Annotated in this window: 16 protein-coding genes; 13 read left to right on the top strand and 3 right to left on the bottom strand. The window is 39.7% G+C overall.

Annotated features, from left to right (window positions below; genetic code table 11):
• Window positions 1–72: 72 nt before the first annotated feature.
• From P3R27_RS05875 to P3R27_RS05865, 3 genes are read left to right on the top strand one after another with little or no spacing between them, the layout of a single operon-like run.
• Window positions 73–870 carry a formate/nitrite transporter family protein gene (locus P3R27_RS05875; protein ID WP_010734405.1) on the top strand — a complete coding sequence of 266 codons (798 nt, stop codon included), beginning with the start codon at window positions 73–75 and terminating at the stop codon, window positions 868–870.
• A gap of 33 nt (window positions 871–903) precedes the next feature.
• A complete protein-coding gene (locus P3R27_RS05870; protein WP_034689361.1) occupies window positions 904–1,536 on the top strand; it encodes a DNA alkylation repair protein in 633 nt (210 codons plus the stop codon).
• A 14-nt stretch (window positions 1,537–1,550) separates the two neighbouring features.
• Window positions 1,551–2,324 carry an HAD family hydrolase gene (locus P3R27_RS05865; protein WP_034689358.1) on the top strand — a complete coding sequence of 258 codons (774 nt, stop codon included), beginning with the start codon at window positions 1,551–1,553 and terminating at the stop codon, window positions 2,322–2,324.
• Between the two features lie 157 nt (window positions 2,325–2,481).
• Here the strand turns inward: P3R27_RS05865 and P3R27_RS05860 are convergent, their stop codons facing one another.
• Window positions 2,482–3,138 (bottom strand): hypothetical protein, encoded by a 657-nt coding sequence (locus tag P3R27_RS05860; RefSeq protein WP_126133812.1) that lies wholly within the window; start codon window positions 3,136–3,138, stop codon window positions 2,482–2,484.
• A 450-nt stretch (window positions 3,139–3,588) separates the two neighbouring features.
• On the opposite strand from P3R27_RS05860, the gene P3R27_RS05855 reads away from it, so the two are divergent.
• The 6 genes from P3R27_RS05855 (at window position 3,589) to P3R27_RS05830 (ending at window position 11,218) form a co-directional block, all read left to right on the top strand.
• Window positions 3,589–4,386 carry a TIGR00282 family metallophosphoesterase gene (locus P3R27_RS05855; RefSeq protein ID WP_034689357.1) on the top strand — a complete coding sequence of 266 codons (798 nt, stop codon included), beginning with the start codon at window positions 3,589–3,591 and terminating at the stop codon, window positions 4,384–4,386.
• A gap of 15 nt (window positions 4,387–4,401) precedes the next feature.
• Window positions 4,402–4,776 carry a YlbF family regulator gene (locus P3R27_RS05850; protein ID WP_034689355.1) on the top strand — a complete coding sequence of 125 codons (375 nt, stop codon included), beginning with the start codon at window positions 4,402–4,404 and terminating at the stop codon, window positions 4,774–4,776.
• The gene (gene mutS / locus P3R27_RS05845; RefSeq protein ID WP_034689354.1) at window positions 4,760–7,378 is read left to right on the top strand and encodes a DNA mismatch repair protein MutS; all 2,619 of its coding nucleotides are present in this window, start codon (window positions 4,760–4,762) and stop codon (window positions 7,376–7,378) included. Before P3R27_RS05850 ends, mutS begins: the two co-directional genes overlap by 17 nt.
• 17 nt (window positions 7,379–7,395) lie before the next feature.
• Complete coding sequence (gene mutL / locus P3R27_RS05840; RefSeq protein WP_126133813.1) at window positions 7,396–9,504, top strand: DNA mismatch repair endonuclease MutL; 2,109 nt, start codon at window positions 7,396–7,398, stop codon at window positions 9,502–9,504.
• A gap of 28 nt (window positions 9,505–9,532) precedes the next feature.
• Window positions 9,533–10,099 (top strand): Maf family protein, encoded by a 567-nt coding sequence (locus P3R27_RS05835; RefSeq protein WP_034689351.1) that lies wholly within the window; start codon window positions 9,533–9,535, stop codon window positions 10,097–10,099.
• A 174-nt stretch (window positions 10,100–10,273) separates the two neighbouring features.
• Window positions 10,274–11,218, top strand: coding sequence for a tocopherol cyclase family protein (locus P3R27_RS05830; protein WP_126133814.1), 945 nt, complete (start codon window positions 10,274–10,276; stop codon window positions 11,216–11,218).
• Window positions 11,219–11,356: 138 nt separating this feature from the next.
• On the opposite strand, the gene msrB is transcribed toward P3R27_RS05830, so the two are convergent.
• A complete protein-coding gene (gene msrB / locus P3R27_RS05825; RefSeq protein WP_034689349.1) occupies window positions 11,357–11,803 on the bottom strand; it encodes a peptide-methionine (R)-S-oxide reductase MsrB in 447 nt (148 codons plus the stop codon).
• Window positions 11,804–12,189: 386 nt separating this feature from the next.
• Window positions 12,190–12,903, bottom strand: a complete 714-nt coding sequence (gene treR, locus P3R27_RS05820; protein WP_034689245.1) for a trehalose operon repressor — start codon at window positions 12,901–12,903, stop codon at window positions 12,190–12,192.
• Window positions 12,904–13,135: 232 nt separating this feature from the next.
• Between treR and treP the strand changes: the two genes are divergently transcribed.
• The 4 genes from treP to P3R27_RS05800 all read left to right on the top strand — a co-directional run bounded on the left by treP (window position 13,136) and on the right by P3R27_RS05800 (window position 17,534).
• Complete coding sequence (treP, locus tag P3R27_RS05815; RefSeq protein ID WP_301355194.1) at window positions 13,136–15,115, top strand: PTS system trehalose-specific EIIBC component; 1,980 nt, start codon at window positions 13,136–13,138, stop codon at window positions 15,113–15,115.
• Between the two features lie 151 nt (window positions 15,116–15,266).
• A complete protein-coding gene (gene ruvA, locus P3R27_RS05810) occupies window positions 15,267–15,869 on the top strand; it encodes a Holliday junction branch migration protein RuvA (protein ID WP_301355192.1) in 603 nt (200 codons plus the stop codon).
• Window positions 15,870–15,881: 12 nt separating this feature from the next.
• The gene (gene ruvB / locus P3R27_RS05805; protein WP_034689241.1) at window positions 15,882–16,883 is read left to right on the top strand and encodes a Holliday junction branch migration DNA helicase RuvB; all 1,002 of its coding nucleotides are present in this window, start codon (window positions 15,882–15,884) and stop codon (window positions 16,881–16,883) included.
• A gap of 48 nt (window positions 16,884–16,931) precedes the next feature.
• Window positions 16,932–17,534 (top strand): TetR/AcrR family transcriptional regulator, encoded by a 603-nt coding sequence (locus tag P3R27_RS05800; protein WP_404830918.1) that lies wholly within the window; start codon window positions 16,932–16,934, stop codon window positions 17,532–17,534.
• The last annotated feature ends 41 nt before the right edge of the window (window positions 17,535–17,575 follow it).

Below are 17,575 nucleotides of genomic sequence, written 5' to 3'. Positions count from 1 at the left end.
TCTGTCTATAGAATAAGAGGGTATATGCCAAAAGCATGAAAATAATTGAACAAATCTTAAAGGAGAAAAGAGATGAACCCAGTATCACCGTTGTTTGAAAAGATTGAGGCATCAATCGAAAAGAAAGTTGATTTGATCGGAAATAGTTACGCCCGTTATGCCGTGCGTGCTTTATTAGCCAGTTTGTTCTTGACACTTGGAACTGCTGTTGCTTTTTCGATTGCGATCAAAGGTGAGCATATCGCTCATGGATTTGGAAAAATACTTTATGCGTTTATGTTTAGTTGGTCGTTAGTCATGATTTTATACATGAATGCTGAACTTGGTACCTCAAATATGCTTTATATGTCGGTCGGGGTCCAACGTAAGCGGTTAAAATTAGGTCTAGCTGCAAAAATTCTGTTTACTTGTATTTTATTTAACTTGATTGGTGGGGTATTATTTGGCTTTTTAATTTCCTTGACAACACCATTCCAAGATCTGCCAATGGATAATTATATGTTAGAGTCGATTGCGGTCAAATTGACGAAACCGACAACAACTATTTTGGTAGAAGCAATGTTTGCCAACATTGTAGTAAATACAGCGGTATTGATTAGTATGCGAATGAAAGATGATGCAGGGAAAGTCTTAGCGATTGTTTTCATTATTTTCATTTTTGCTTTTTTAGGCTATGAACACGTTATTGCCAACTTCCCGGCATTTACATTAGCTTATTTTGTTTCAGGTGGGCAGATGGATGCGATGACTGTTGGTAATGTGATCCACAATCTATCCTTTGCGTTGATTGGGAATTACGTTGGCGGTGGTTTAGTCATTGGGTTAGGTTATGCATGGTTGAATCAATCAAAATCATCCTATGTTGACTAGTTCGTTCCTTTAAAAATCGAAGGAGGCCATCCCTTGGAGACAATTGTTTTTCCAAATAATAAAGAAAAAGCTCAGCAGATGGAAGCTTACATGAAGCATCATTTCCGATTTGCGGGAGTTCCTAAGCCAGAAAGAGTGTTACTACAAAAGGCTCTTTTAAAAGAAAGCCAGAAGATACCTATTTCAGACTTACTTTTATTAGTAAAAGATTATTATATGCAGGAAGAACGTGAGTATCAGTATTTAGCGATCGATTTAGTCCAAAAGAACGTCAAACGTCTTTCTTTTGATAACTTAGTATGGTTACTTGAGCTTGTCTCACAGAAGGAATGGTGGGACAGTATCGATTCTTGGCAAAAAGTCTACAGCACGTGGGGAAAACTTCACCAAGAAGTTGATGCGGTTTTCAAATTATTTGAAGGTCAAGAAGACTTTTGGTTAAGACGAATTGCGATTACCCTGCAACTAGGGTTTAAAGAACAGACAGATGTCGCTCTACTCGAACGAGCGATTCATGCAGATCGTTCAACAAAGGAATTTTTTATTCAAAAGGCTATTGGTTGGGCGTTGCGGGACTATAGCAAAACAAATCCACTTTGGGTAAAAGAACAATTGACAAAAGAATTAAGTAAGCTTGCAACGAGAGAAGCAAGTAAGTATTTATAGAGAGGCGAGATAGAATGACACGCAAATTAATTGCTTTTGATATCGACGGCACGTTGTTAGATTCCAACAAACAGGCATTGGACAGTACGAGGGAAGCCTTGGAAAAACTGCGTAAAGATGGACATTTAGTGACGATTGCTACAGGGCGTAGTCGCTTTCACGCACAAGAAGTTATCCGTGATCTAGCATTTAGCAATTATATTCTATGTAACGGTGCAGCCGGATTTTTGGATCATGAACAAGTCTATAAAAATTTGCTGGATCAAGAACAATTACACCAATTTATTCAAGAAGCACAAGAAAAGGCTATCGATACAGCATTTGTTAGTTTAGATTCAATCAAACGCTTTTCATCTAATCGTATCGATATGATGGAAGATGCGATGCATTCATTTGGTGCACACTTACCAGAATTGGACGAATACTTTGTTGAAAAACAGGATGTGTATCAAGCATTAGCTTTCTTTGATCACTCTTATGACCAACAATTCAGTGCTTACGATCGTATCCGTTTTGTGCGCTGGCACGAAAATAGTGTCGATGTGGTGCCACACGATGGTTCCAAAGCGGTAACGATCATGAACCTAGCCAATCGAGTAGGGATTGCGCCAGAAGACGTCATCAGTTTTGGTGACGGACAAAATGATCGCGAAATGCTTCGTATGTCTGGTATTGGGGTGGCAATGGGGAATGCCGTACCAGAAGTCCAAGCGGAAGCAAAAATGGTGACAGATACGAATGATCAAGATGGTATTTGGAAGGCATTGAAAGAGTTAGCGTTGATTTAGGTCAAATAAATACTTCGACAATCCGCTTAACAAAACAGAGGACATGCAACAGAATTTTCTGATTGGATGTCCTCTGTGTTTATTTTCTTTCTTCTGTTAGGATACAGGAATTACTAAAGTGACTATTCTTTTCTAATTAAATTATGTAATAATTCTTTTACATATTGCTATCAATCCAAGCTGTATCATTTCCTACTCTGAAGTATAAATATAATGATTTAGATACATTTCCTAAATTCCAACCGCCTTTAACGCCACCGTATGCAGAATATCCAGATTGTTCTTTTGCTCGGAATATACCTTGAGAAATAAGAGAAAAATTACCAAGTCCAGCCCAATTTACGTTGTAAATTCTATCAATTTGGTCATAATTTCCTTGTAGATTGGTATAGTCAGCTGTGAAAACAAGCTCAAAACCAGAGTAGAAACCATGAATTGCTGTACCTTTACAACTTGAATAGCCGGAACCACTAGTCCAACTTCCTCCTTCTCTCCAAGTAGAAATACCAATAATAGGATTTTTAGATTCTTCAATTTCTTTGCTAATATTTTCAATAATAATATCTTTATTTAGTTCGATACCATTTTCATCATAAAATGTTGCATCTGTAAAATCTACACGAATACTTTCCAAATCTCCTATTGACTTGCTTGCATTTGATTTCAGAGTTTCAAATACATATTTACTCATCCTTGTTGTATTTTTATCGAAAGCTAAAGGGTCTTGCTTTTGTTGGATATTTGTTTCTAAAGGAGTTGAATTTTTATTAATTTCAATAGCTGATACTAGAGGCGTACCAGTACTTCCCCCCAACTGATAAAATAGTTGTTGCTAAACCAATCTGTATAAACTTTTTTAAAAAACATAGTGTTACTTCCTTAATAGTATGTTATTATATTCTTATATATTTTATCATTAGTGAACTTTTTAGAAAACGTTTTCTTTAGATGGTGAATGTTTTCTTATTCTGGAGGTGATATCATGGGGGACATTGTTGTACACGTTGTTTTAGTTTTTTAATTTCTGTTTTGGTTTATGCTCTTCACAGGTTTAGCACTATGTATTGTTTACTTAGTAAAAAAATAAAAAAATAAATTTTGGTCAATTTACATAGTTAGAGAATAAAGTTATAAAAAGCTGTTGCTAGTTAGTTCCAAATGACCTTTCCTAATATTCTAGAAAAGAGCTTCTTTTACAACCTCTTTCCTTTCTTTACTAAAACACTTATAATATAAGATACGTTAGAAGAGAAGAGGAAATCGTGTGCGGGTATTGTTTATTGGTGATGTAGTAGGTGCGATGGGTAGAGAAATGATCACAGAATATCTCCCTCGCTTGAAGAAAAAATATCGTCCACAAATGACGATCGTGAATGGTGAGAATGCGGCTTCAGGTCGTGGGATCACAGAGAAAATCTATAAGAAGTTTCTGCAAGATGGCGTAGATGTCGTGACGATGGGGAATCATACGTGGGACAATCGTGATATTTTTGAATTTATCGATGATGCGAAAAAAATGGTTCGTCCAGCAAATTTCCCAGAAGGAACCCCTGGGCAAGGAATCGTTTTTGTCAAAGTCAATCACTTGGAACTGGCTGTCATCAATATGCAAGCTCGTTCATTTATGGTTGATTTAGATGATCCATTTCGTAAAATGACCGAGTTAGTCGAAGAAGCTCGGAAAAGAACACCAATCATTTTTGTTGATTTTCATGGAGAAACGACGAGTGAAAAACAAGCAATGGGTTGGTTTTTAGATGGAAAAGTATCTGCTGTAGTCGGTACACACACGCACGTTCAAACAAACGATGCGCGAATTTTGCCACAAGGAACGGCGTATTTGACGGATGTCGGTATGACGGGTCCATATGATGGGATTTTAGGGATGCGCCGTGAACCAGTGATTGAAAAATTTTTAACGGCTTTACCAAAGCGTTTTGAAGTGGTGGAACAAGGTCGAGGTCTTTTAAGTGGTTGTATCTTGGACATCGACGACCAGACGGGACAGGCAAAAAATATCCAATTGATCCAAATCAACGATGACCGCCCTTACAGAGAATAGAAAGCGAGAGGGAATGTGCAGGACAAAACGACGATCCAATTAGAAGTCGACCAATTGGCGACTCTTTTAAAGAAGAATGAAACGATCACACGTTATCAAGAATTGGAACATAAAGTGAAACATAGTCGTTACTTGAATCAACAAACAGAAACGTTGAAGCAAGCGCAAAAAGATGCAGTACAATATGCGCAATATGGACAAAAAGAAGCAGAAAAAGAAGCGATCAAACGGATCGAAGTCTTAACACAATCAATCGACGGCTATCCTTTAGTGATTGCTTACCGCCGTCAACTGGTGGAAGCAAATGAGTTATTGCAACACTTGACTCAAATGATCCAAAATGAAATCAATGAGTATATAGAGGAGGAGCATAATGCCTCAAAAAACTAAGAACACTCCAATGATGGAACAATATCTAAGCATCAAGGCGCAATACCAAGATGCTTTTTTGTTCTATCGTCTCGGAGATTTTTATGAATTATTTTATGAAGATGCTGTCAAGGCAGCACAAATCTTAGAACTGACACTAACTAGTAGAAATCGTAATGCGGATGATCCAATCCCGATGTGTGGGGTACCGCATCATTCTGCACAAGGATATATCGACAGTTTGATCGAAAAAGGATACAAAGTAGCGATTTGTGAACAGGTAGAAGATCCTAAGACGACTAAAGGCATGGTCAAACGAGAAGTCGTACAATTAGTGACTCCTGGAACAGTGATGGACAGTAAAGGATTATCAGCCAAAGACAACAACTTTCTGACGGCGGTAGTCAATCAAGGTTCCGCTTTTGGGTTTGCTTATGCCGATTTAAGTACAGGCGAATTAAAAACGGCCCGCTTACTTGACGAAGAAGCTGTCTTGAACGAAACCTCTGCGTTACAAACAAAAGAATTGATTCTAGGTACAGAGATCAGTGAAACGTTATATGAGCAACTAAGTACAAGACTTGGCTTAGTCTTTTCAAAACAAGAAAGTGTAGAAGAAAATGCGGAATTCAATTTTCTAACGAGTGAGTTGACGGATGAATTAGAAAAGGAAGCGACTGGAAAGTTACTTACTTATTTAGCAGTCACGCAAAAAAGAAGTTTGGCACATATCCAAAAAGCGGTCGAATACCAACCAGATCATTTCTTGAAGATGGATTATTATTCTAAATTCAATTTAGAATTAAGCCAGTCGATCCGTACTGGAAAAAAACATGGCACGCTTCTGTGGTTATTAGATGAAACCAAAACAGCAATGGGGGGACGTTTGCTAAAACAATGGCTTGATCGTCCGCTGATCCAATCCCATCAAATCAATGCTCGGCAAGAAATGGTGGCATCGCTGATCAATAGTTATTTTGAACGTCTTGATTTACAGAGTGCGTTGACGAAAGTCTATGATTTAGAACGTTTAGCTGGACGTGTCGCATTTGGTAACGTCAATGGTCGAGATTTGATCCAGTTAAAAACATCGCTACAACAAGTACCGATGATTCGCGGGCTGATTGAAGGCATCGATCAAGGGCAATGGACAGAGTTATTAACAGATATGCAACCAATGGATTCATTAGTGGAACTGATCGAACAAGCGATCCAAGAAGATGCACCTTTACAAATCACTGAAGGAAACGTCATCAAAGATGGATTCAATGAACAGCTAGATACGTATCGTTCTGCGATGAGGAATGGCAAACAGTGGTTAGCGGAATTGGAAGCACGAGAACGTCAAAGTACAGGAATCAAAAATTTAAAAGTTGGGTTTAATCGAGTGTTTGGTTATTATATTGAAATCACGAAAGCGAATTTGATGAATGCTGAACTGGAAAAATATGAACGTAAACAAACGTTAGCTAATGCAGAACGATTTATCACACCTGAATTAAAAGAATTAGAAACACAGATTCTAGAAGCGGAAGAAAAATCAGTAGATCTAGAATACCAACTCTTTTTAGCTGTTAGAGAAGAAGTGAAAAAAGCAATCCAACCATTGCAAACCTTAGCAAAATCATTGAGTACTGTAGACGTCTTACAAAGTTTTGCAACGATCAGTGAGCGTTATCAATATGTTCGTCCAGAATTAACGAACAAAAAAACATTGGTGATCGAAGAAGGTCGTCATCCGGTTGTAGAAAAAGTGTTAGGGCATCAAGAATATATCCCAAATAGCGTGATCATGTCGGAAGAAGAAATGATCTTGTTGATCACTGGTCCTAATATGTCTGGTAAAAGTACGTATATGCGACAGTTAGCATTGACGGTATTGATGGCACAGATGGGTTGTTTTGTTCCGGCACAAAAAGCAGTGCTGCCGATTTTTGATCGGATCTTTACTCGAATCGGTGCAAGTGATGATTTGATTGCAGGACAAAGTACCTTTATGGTAGAAATGATGGAAGCCAACCAAGCGTTGCGCCATGCGACACCGAATAGTTTGATTTTATTTGATGAACTCGGTCGAGGAACAGCCACTTACGATGGTATGGCATTAGCACAAGCTATTATTGAGTATATCCATCAACACGTTAAAGCCAAGACATTGTTTTCTACGCACTATCATGAGTTGACAGTGCTTGATACGGAATTGCCGCAATTGAAAAATGTCCATGTTGGTGCAGTTGAAAAAGATGGCGATGTGGTATTTTTACACAAGATGATGGATGGTCCAGCAGATAAAAGCTACGGGATCCACGTCGCTAAAATTGCGGGTCTACCAGATGAATTATTGTCACGTGCCTCTGCGATCTTAGCCTTTTTAGAATCAGGAGAAACGACACACCATGTCTCGGCACTTGAAGCATCTGTCACGAAAAAAAGCGATTATCCAATGATCCAAACAACTCAACCAAGCCAGCAGGTCAATGAAGAGAGTCAACAACTATCTTTATTTGGTGAAGCAACGGAAGCTGAAACGCAAATCATTGCTGCATTGAAACAGTTGAACCTACTAGAAATGACGCCAATGGATGCGTTGAATAAATTGTACGAACTGCAAAAACAATTATAGGAAGAAGGTGCTGATCGATGGCGAAGATCCAAGAATTATCCGAACGCTTGGCCAATCAAATCGCCGCAGGAGAAGTCGTTGAACGACCTGCTTCTGTGGTGAAAGAACTTGTTGAAAATGCCATTGATGCCCATAGCTCTCAAATCGATATTCTCGTAGAAGAAGCCGGTTTACGAAAAATCCAAATCATCGATAATGGTGAAGGAATCTTAGCAGAAGACGTTGAAAATGCGTTCAAACGTCACGCGACGAGTAAAATCCATAACCGTGATGACTTGTTCCGCATTCGGACATTAGGGTTCCGCGGGGAAGCTCTTCCTAGTATTGCTTCTGTCTCTGAATTGACGATCGAGACAGCCAATCAAGATGAAACACAAGGGACCTATCTTGAATTAAAAGGTGGGGAAGTGTTGACACATCGGCCTGCTCCATTGAGACAAGGAACGAAAATCACAGTGAGTAATTTGTTTTTCAACACGCCTGCACGGTTAAAATACGTCAAGACATTACAAACGGAATTGGCGAATATAGGCGATATCGTCAATCGACTAGCGTTGAGCCATCCCGACATCGCCTTTCGTTTAATCCATGATGGCAACAAGATGTTAGCAACAGCTGGTAACGGAGAGTTGAAACAAACGATTGCCGGAATCTATGGTTTGGCGACAGCGAAAAAAATGTTGAAGGTTGAAGCAAAAGATCTAGACTTTGAAGTTTCTGGTTACATTTCTTTACCAGAAGTCACTCGTGCGAGTCGTAATTATCTTTCAACGATCATCAACGGTCGTTTTATCAAGAACTTTTCCTTGAACAAAGCAATCGTGGCAGGTTATGGTTCTAAACTGATGGTTGGTCGTTTTCCAATCGCTGTTTTAGAAGTCAAAATGGATCCGTTGCTTGTCGATGTGAATGTCCATCCAACGAAGCAAGAAGTCCGTCTATCGAAGGAAAAAGAATTGACTGAATTGATTGCACAAGCGATTCAACAAGCACTAAGTCAAGAAAATCTGATTCCTAGTGCAGCAGACAATTTGCGTTTCAAGAAAAAAATCGCCGATCAACCTAAAACGGAACAAATCGAAATCGATCTTTCTTATGCGTTTGAGGAACCACCAAAGAAACCCCAAAGTTTAAATTTTGATCGCCAGACAGGTACATTTTACGTGGAAGAAAATCCACAAAAATCAACCTGTCCTGTTGATAAGTCTGTGGAAAATGTTGAAAACTCCTCTGCATTTTCTGAAGATACGTTGAATTATCCAGAAAAAGAGGAAAAAACGGTGGATAACTCTGGTGAAAGTGTTGATAACTTTGTAGAAAAACCAGTGGATAACTTTCAGCAAAATCATTTATCCACTGTTGATAACTACTCAGTACAAGAAGAACGAACAGCATCAGTAGAAGAGAAAAGCATCGAGGAAGAACCCAGTTTTGAGCAAGAAGAAAGCAAGTTGCATCCCGAGTTTGACATGAGTCAAGATAGCCGAAGTTTGGAGAAAGCAATCAGTAAAGTGAAGCAGGAAGTACCAACGCAACGTTTCCCGCATCTTGAATATTTTGGCCAAATGCACGGGACCTATCTATTTGCTCAAAGCAATGAAGGCTTATACATCATTGACCAACATGCAGCACAAGAGCGGATCAAATATGAGTATTTCCGTGAAAAAATCGGGGATGTTTCAAATGATTTGCAAGAATTACTTGTCCCTTTTGTTTTAGATTATCCCAATAGTGATGCAATCAAGCTAAAAGAGAAGAAAGAACTATTGGAAGAAGCAGGCATTTATCTGGAAGAATTTGGTCAGAATAGTTTTATCGTTCGAGCGCATCCGACATGGTACCCAAGCGGGGAAGAAGAATCGATTATTCAAGGGATGATCGATATGTTGTTGGCGACTGGTGAAGTGAGTGTGAAGAAATTCAGAGAAGCCACAGCAATCATGATGAGCTGTAAACGCTCGATCAAAGCGAATCACTACTTGAACGAAGCACAAGCGAGGGTCTTATTAAAAGACTTAGCAAAATGTGAGAATCCGTTCAACTGTCCTCATGGTCGTCCGGTATTGATCCACTTTACGAATTCAGACATGGAACGAATGTTTAAACGAATCCAAGATCCGCATTGATCCGCGAGCTTCGGAAAGGAAGTTTTTGATGAAAATAGTATTGGTTTCACAGTCGCCTAGAAGAAAAGAATTACTCGGAAGATTAGTGCCAGTATTTTCAATCCAACCGGCAGATATCGATGAAACGCCTAAGCCAAATGAAGACCCAATTGCCTACGTCCAACGAATGGCAGCAGAAAAAGCGGCTGCTGTGCAAAAGGACAACGAAGAAACGTTAGTTATTGCTAGTGATACTACCGTAGTTCTAGGAAACGAAATCCTTGGTAAACCGGAAGATGATGAAGAGGCAAAACGGATGTTACGCAAATTCAGTGGTACGACACACGACGTCTACACAGCCGTTGTAATAACTGATGGGACTCAAGAAGAATGCATTCTTTCCCATGCATCAGTCACTTTTTATGAATTGATCGATGAAGAGATCGAGCGCTATCTAGCAACTGGCGATCACCGCGATAAAGCTGGGGCCTACGGCATTCAAAGTTACGCAGGGGCTTTCGTAGAGTCGATTTCTGGAGATTACTATAGTATTGTCGGCTTTCCGATCGGCGCAGTCAATCAGGCGTTGAAAAAATGGCCAGATCTTTTGTCCTAAAATTGTGGACATCTGTATCTAGGTGAATAAAATCAAAAACACATGATCCGAGTAGCAAGAAACGGATCATGTGTTTTTTCTGTTTACATTAGTTCATGACCTAGATTCAAGCGTATCGGCTAGAAGCTATAAAAAAACATGGTACACTTAATCTATCTGAAGGGAGTGGACGAGTTGATTACAACGGATAAGTTTTATCATGGTGAAACGAAAAAAGCGCCGTTCTTTGAAGGTTGGTATTTTAAGCATCAAATCGGCGATGAAGTCTACGCATTTATTCCGGGGTACTCCATTGGAGAACAAGGAGAAAAGTGCCCGTTTATCCAAGTGATCAATCATGAGTCTTCGGAAGTATTCCATTTTGATAGTGAAGTCTTTATGGCAAGCGAAGATCGTTTGTTTGTGAAAATCGGTGAGAACACATTTAGCGAGGAAGGAATCACACTCGCTTTACGTAGCCCCTCATTGACGATTGAAGGAAAGATTTCTTATGGAGAGTTTACTCCGTTAAAAAGGAGCCGCTATGCCCCAAGTATCATGGGACCTTTCTCTTATTTATCTTTTATGGAATGCTATCATGGAATTTTAAGCATGAAGCATTCATTAAAAGGATCGATGAGTTGGAACGGTCAACTCATCGATTTTACGAATGGAATAGGATATTTAGAAAAGGACTGGGGAAGTTCATTTCCTGCAACCTATTTATGGGTCCAATGCAATCAGTTTACTAGTTCAGATGCGCGTTTCTTCTTTTCCGCAGCTGAGATCCCGTTTTTAGGGTTCCGTTTTTTAGGAATCATTTCGGTTTTTCAAGTCGGCGAGGAAGAGTATCGCTTGTCCACCTATGATGGCGCCAAAATCTCGGAGATTTTTCGTGAAGAAAACCATCTGATCATTCGAATACAACAAAAAGATATTGAACTAGAAATGCAAGTGTTAGCAAAAGAAGGGCATGCGTTGATGGCACCACAACAAGGTCAAATGAGTCGGATCATCCGTGAAAAAGCGAGTACAGAGATGACCTTGATTGTCCGAAAAAACAAGCAAGAAATCTTTCATCAAAAGGGGAAGGCTGCTGGATTTGAAGAAGTGGGCAATCTACACGGGCACACATATTAAGGATCTTGACTATAAAAAAGAAATAGAGAGAGCAGTTATATCGCACCTTCAAAAATAAGCCTGAACCTCCAGAAATTAGAACAATTTTCGGAGGTTCAGGCTTATTTTTCGGAGCGATGCGACTTTAACACATTCGACTTATTCGACAATTGATTTATATTCACTGTAACCAGCAGCATCCATTTCTTCATAAGGGATAAACTTCAAGGCAGCAGAGTTGATGCAATAGCGTAAGCCACCTTTATCTGCGGGTCCATCATTAAAAACATGTCCAAGATGGGAGTCGGCTTCATTACTTCTTACTTCGACTCGGTGCATCCCATGAGAAAAATCCGCTTTTTCTTTGATGTCTTTTCTGCTGATGGGTTGGCTAAAAGCTGGCCAGCCACAGCCGGCATCATATTTCTCTGCAGAACTGAAAAGCGGTTCGCCACTGACAATATCGACATAGATCCCTTTTTCATAAAAGTCATCATACTCGCCGGTAAAAGGACGTTCCGTTGCATTTTCTTGTGTAACAGCGTAAGAAATTGGTGATAACGTTTCTTTTAAATTCTCTTCGTTTGTTTCGGTTGGTTTACTCATTGATAATGCCCCCTTTGTTTCCTAATCATACTGGCATATGAAATAGAAGCAAACAATCTGCTTTTGGGAGGGGGATAGCCAAGCGATTTAGCAGAATTTTAAAGAATAGGACTTACTTGCTGCCTAATTACGTCGAGCTACTTGGCTTTCTCACAACCTGATAAACAGTGTTCGAAAAGCTGACCTTCAACATTAAGCTAAAAAATTTGAAAATATGAGAAGCTATTTCAAATTTCCTATTCTTACTGTTCAGGTCAGGACGCTTTTCTTACAACCTAGATAAACGGTGTTCAAGAAGCAACACTTCGGTCACAAGCCAAAAAAATCAAAAATGAAACAGCCATTTTTGATTTTTTTGGCTTCTGCCTTAGTGTTAACCGCTTCCTTCACAACCTTCTTCTCCTTGCAAATTCTACGAAGCGGAATTTGTCGAGGCGGTGGATTGATTCAGTGTATTCGAAGCATTCGGTATTCTCTAAATAGACGAGTCCACGAACAATTACGACATAAGGATCGTCATGGAGGTCCATTGCTTCTGAAATACTATCGTCGATCGGTTCGACGGTGATTTCTTTTTGGGCATAGGCAATCGAGAGATCTAATTCATTCTCAAAATATTCATAAATCGAGTTACTTGCTTGCTCGCTAGTCAAAGTAGGAATGGTTTCTTTTAACAAATAGTCTCGATCTAAAATGACGACTTCGCCATTGATTTTCCTTTGGCGGACTAAATGCCAGACAGGTGTATCGATCGGCCAACCAGTAACTTTATGCAATTCTTTATCGACTACTGTTTCTTCAAGTGTTTGCACGATCGTTTCACTGGGGATATGTTGGTTTTCTTGAAGTTCTTTATAGCTTGTCAATCCAGCAATGGGAAAATCAAAGCGGTTACGGTCTAAAACGATTGAGCCTTTTCCTTGTTTCTTTTGGATATATCCTTCTGTTGTCAATAGATTGAGTGCTTTACGAATTGTTTCCCGTGAAACACCATAAATTTTGATCAATTGATTTTCACTGGGTAGTAAAGTATGAGGAGGATATTCTTTGTCTAAGATTTTCTTTTCTAAGTCTAAAAAAATTTCATTGAATTTGTTCATCGGTCCTCTCCTTTGGGCAATCGTTCGTTCTTCGCTTATAAACTATACTATAGCTATATGGAGATTTCAAACTGGAGTTGGATAGAAGGAAGATGTTTCTAGGGCAAGGATAATAACGATTACAAGTTATTTATGTTTTTAGCATAAAACGCTTGCAATTTATTGAGAAAAACATTATAGTGTGAGTACAAAGCAACTTGTATAAACAAGTAAAATGAAAGGGGTTTATGTTATGGGGAAATATCAAGCAGATGCCGAGAAGCTGTTAAAAGGAGTCGGCGGGAAAGAAAATATCGCTGCGGTTAGCCATTGTGCAACACGAATGCGCTTTGTTTTAAATGACCCTGCAAAAGCAAATGAAGCTGAGATCGAAGAGATTGACAGTGTAAAAGGAATGTTTACCAATGCCGGTCAATTCCAAGTGATTATCGGGAATGATGTCTCAACATTTTATAACGACTTTGTTGCGGTATCAGGAGTTGAAGGCGTTTCAAAAGAACAAAGTAAAGCTGCTGCGAAACAGAATCTTAATCCTTTGCAACGAGCAATTGCAGTTCTAGCTGAGATCTTCACACCATTGATTCCAGCAATCATTGTTGGGGGATTGATTTTAGGGTTCCGTAACGTGTTGGAAGGCATTCAGTTCGAGAGTTTAGGTGGAACGATTGCAGAAAGTTCAACATTCTGGAATGGTGTGAATTCATTCTTATGGCTACCTGGGGAAGCGATTTTCCATTTCCTACCTGTAGGGATCACTTGGAGTATTGCAAAGAAAATGGGAACGACACAGATTTTAGGAATTGTTTTAGGGATTACTTTGGTTTCACCGCAATTATTAAATGCCTATAGTGTCGCTTCAACTGCCGCTGCAGATATCCCATTTTGGGACTTTGGCTTTGCACAAGTACAAATGATTGGTTACCAAGCGCAAGTCATTCCAGCGATGCTTGCCGGATTCTTACTTGCTTATTTAGAGATTTTCTTCCGTAAGTATATCCCACAATCGATCTCAATGATTTTTGTCCCACTGTTTTCACTATTACCAACTGTTATCGCGGCTAATGTAGTCTTAGGTCCAGTCGGTTGGGCAATTGGTAACTGGATCTCATCAATCGTGAATACTGGATTGACTTCATCGATCAGTTGGTTATTCAGTGCGTTATTTGGTTTCTTGTATGCCCCACTGGTTATTACGGGATTACACCATATGACAAATGCAATCGATATGCAGTTGATTGCTGACTTTGGTTCAACCAATTTATGGCCAATGATCGCATTGTCAAATATTGCGCAAGGATCTGCCGTACTTGCAATCATCTTCTTGCATCGTGGCAATAAAAAAGAAGAACAAGTTTCTATCCCAGCGATGATTTCTTGTTATCTAGGGGTAACGGAACCCGCAATGTTTGGGATCAACTTGAAATATGTGTATCCATTTGTAGCTGCAATGATCGGTTCTGGTGTAGCAGGAATGTTTGCGAACTTGATGGATGTTCGAGCAAATGCGATTGGTGTTGGTGGTTTGCCAGGAATCTTAGCAATCCAAGCACAAACGTGGTTACCATTCACGATTGCAATGATCATCGCAATCATCGTACCCTTTGGTTTAACTGTAGTGTTTAGACGTAAAGGGATTTTGAACAAATTAGATCCAGTCAATCCAGAAGAAGTAAGTGTTTTACAAACTGCGGAAGGCGTATCTATTCCTACACAAAACTTTGAAACCGCAGGAACAACTGCTGTAGCCACTGCCAATGAAGAGTTATTCGCCGTTGCAGATGGACAAATCAAAGTAATTACAGATGTGAATGATCCAGTTTTCTCACAAAAAATGATGGGTGAAGGCTATGCGATCGTTCCTGACAATCAAAAAATCTATTCGCCAGTAAATGGTAAAGTAACTAGTGTATTTGAAACAAAACATGCAATCGGTATTCTAAGTGAAACCGGTATGGAAGTTCTTGTTCACATGGGACTTGATACTGTCGAATTAAAAGGTGCACCTTTCAATGTTCTTGTAAAAGAAGGCGATCAGGTCTCGCCAACTAAACAACTAGCAGAGATGGATCTCAGTGCTGTTGAACAAGCAGGTAAACAAACAGATGTCTTAGTTGTTCTAACGAATACGGACAAAGTGGCTGATTTCTCATTAAGTAAATCAGGTCAAGTACAACATGAAGAAATGATTGGTCAAGCATCTATCAATCGCTAATACACAGAGAAAATATGCTACGAGTTTGGGTCTTTATCAAAGACTTAAGCTCGTAGTTCTGTTTTTGGGAACACTTTTTTTAAATCGCAAAGTATGCTACAATGGATAGAAATATGGGAACGTATGTGTGCGAAAGAAAGAGGAAATTTCAATGTATGAATATCTAAGAGGCATCGTGACTTTTATCAGTCCGTATTATATCGTTGTAGAAACGCAAGGGGTGGGCTATCAAATTGCGTTAGGTAACCCTTATCGCTATAGTAGTAAGTTAGATAAAGAAGTAAAAATCTATGTTCATCAAGTTATTCGTGAAGATGCACATTTACTATACGGTTTTGATTCACTCGAAGAGAAACAATTGTTTTTACGATTAGTCAGTGTTTCAGGGATCGGACCGAAAAGTGCCTTAGCGATCATGGCGAGTGACGATCATTCCGGCTTGATCCAAGCGGTGGAAACTGGCGATGTGACTTACTTGACGAAGTTCCCAGGTGTAGGTAAAAAAACAGCACAACAAATGATCTTGGATCTAAAAGGCAAGTTTGGCGAGTTGAGTATCGATACGCCATTTTCTTTATTTGATGAAGCAACGGTGCAAGATGCAACTGCCTTGTCAGAGGCAATGGAAGCTTTAGTTGCTCTCGGCTACAGTGAGCGTGAAATCAAACGAGTAGAGAAACAACTCAAAGAAATCGACAATCAAACAACGGATGAGTATCTAAGGCAAGCATTGAAATTGATGATGAAAAAGTAAGGAGGATTCTTGATGACAGATGAATATCTTCTCTCACCAGAACCTGGTGAGAATGAATTGAGTTTAGAAAAATCTTTACGCCCTCAATTGCTTGCGCAATATATCGGTCAACATAAAGTCAAACAAGAATTGAGTATCTACATCGAAGCGGCACGTAATCGTGAAGAACCGCTAGACCACGTCTTGTTATACGGTCCTCCAGGTTTGGGGAAAACAACGATGGCTATGGTCATTGCAAATGAGATGCAAGTCAATATCCGTACGACAAGTGGACCAGCCATTGAGCGACCCGGAGATCTGGTGGCAATTTTGAATGAACTAGAAGCAGGGGATGTCTTGTTTATTGATGAGATCCATCGCTTACCTCGCGTGGCAGAAGAAATGCTTTATTCGGCGATGGAAGATTTTTATGTAGATATCATGGTAGGGCAAGGGCCGACCGCTCACCCCGTTCATTTTCCGTTACCACCTTTCACGTTGATCGGTGCAACGACTCGAGCAGGGATGCTGTCTGCACCTTTACGTGACCGTTTTGGGATCATTTCGCATATGGAATACTATGAAGAAGAAGATTTGAGAGAAATCGTTTTACGATCTGCCGATATTTTTCAAACGGAGATCATCACCGAAGGGGCTTTAGAAATCGCACGACGTTCCCGTGGGACCCCGCGGATCGCTAATCGCTTGTTAAAACGAGTGCGTGATTTTGCCCAAGTACAAGGAAATGGCAAGATCGATCAGTTGATTGCTGACCGCGCATTGACACTCTTACAGGTCGATCAAGCAGGATTGGATTATGTCGATCAGAAATTGCTACGTACGATGATCGAGCTGTATGGTGGGGGCCCAGTCGGTCTAAGCACATTATCCGTTAATATTGGAGAAGAGCGAGAAACAGTCGAAGATATGTATGAACCTTTTTTAATCCAAAAAGGCTTTTTGAAACGGACTCCTCGCGGGCGGATCGCTACCGCCTATGCGTATGAACACTTTGGCTATGACTACCAAGTGTGATCACTCTTTTCTATTGAAAGAGCAAATAGTAGAATATTGATTGAAGAGATGGGAGGGATCATTTTGGGAGACGCTTCACATACGAAACAAATGATCAAAAAAGTCTTGGTGTTGCTTTGCGAAACACAGCCTTTTCGCAAAATCAGTGTGCAACAGATCGCACACGAAGCAGGCATCAACCGACAAACATTTTATTATCATTTCACCGATAAGTATGATTTATTGCGTTGGGTGTACTATGAAGATTCATTGCATTACCTAAAAACAGAATCGCTTTCTCTCGATAATTGGGAAGAGCAAGCATTGCTGATGTTAAAAGCCATTGCCGAAAATAAACAGTTCTATTCAAGTACCGTTAGTTCAGAACAGGAGATTCTGCAAAAGCAATTTTCTGCGTTGATCCAACCCTCATTTATTAAAATATTTGAGCAAATGGATGAAGAAAAACAACTAACTTCCAAAGATAAATTATTTTATGCGCGTTTTTTCTCTTATGGCTGTAGTGGAGTCTTAGTCAATTGGATCACACAAGGTTATAAAGAAACACCCTTAGAAGTTGCCATGCAGTTCTTTCGTTTAGCCAAAGATACTGAATTGTATTCGTATCGGTTGTACGCACTAGAAGAAGAAATGGAGACAAGAGACGAATGACCTTTTTCATCGATTCCATCAAGTAGGAACAAAAAGGAGAG

It is taken from the genome of Enterococcus spodopteracolus, from assembly GCF_030441955.1.
GTDB classification, from domain to species: domain Bacteria; phylum Bacillota; class Bacilli; order Lactobacillales; family Enterococcaceae; genus Enterococcus_B; species Enterococcus_B spodopteracolus.
This window is presented reverse-complemented; position numbering and strand designations above follow the sequence as displayed.

What these genes read in the sequence shown, in the direction of transcription:
- P3R27_RS05875 (WP_010734405.1), top strand. Translation starts at nt 73, where the DNA reads ATGAACCCAGTATCACCGTTGTTTGAAAAGATTGAGGCATCAATCGAA.
- P3R27_RS05865 (WP_034689358.1), top strand. Translation starts at nt 1,551, where the DNA reads ATGACACGCAAATTAATTGCTTTTGATATCGACGGCACGTTGTTAGAT.
- mutS (WP_034689354.1), top strand. Translation starts at nt 4,760, where the DNA reads ATGCCTCAAAAAACTAAGAACACTCCAATGATGGAACAATATCTAAGC.
- mutL (WP_126133813.1), top strand. Translation starts at nt 7,396, where the DNA reads ATGGCGAAGATCCAAGAATTATCCGAACGCTTGGCCAATCAAATCGCC.
- P3R27_RS05835 (WP_034689351.1), top strand. Translation starts at nt 9,533, where the DNA reads ATGAAAATAGTATTGGTTTCACAGTCGCCTAGAAGAAAAGAATTACTC.
- msrB (WP_034689349.1), bottom strand. Translation starts at nt 11,803, where the DNA reads ATGAGTAAACCAACCGAAACAAACGAAGAGAATTTAAAAGAAACGTTA.
- treR (WP_034689245.1), bottom strand. Translation starts at nt 12,903, where the DNA reads ATGAACAAATTCAATGAAATTTTTTTAGACTTAGAAAAGAAAATCTTA.
- treP (WP_301355194.1), top strand. Translation starts at nt 13,136, where the DNA reads ATGGGGAAATATCAAGCAGATGCCGAGAAGCTGTTAAAAGGAGTCGGC.
- ruvA (WP_301355192.1), top strand. Translation starts at nt 15,267, where the DNA reads ATGTATGAATATCTAAGAGGCATCGTGACTTTTATCAGTCCGTATTAT.
- ruvB (WP_034689241.1), top strand. Translation starts at nt 15,882, where the DNA reads ATGACAGATGAATATCTTCTCTCACCAGAACCTGGTGAGAATGAATTG.
- P3R27_RS05800 (WP_404830918.1), top strand. Translation starts at nt 16,932, where the DNA reads ATGGGAGGGATCATTTTGGGAGACGCTTCACATACGAAACAAATGATC.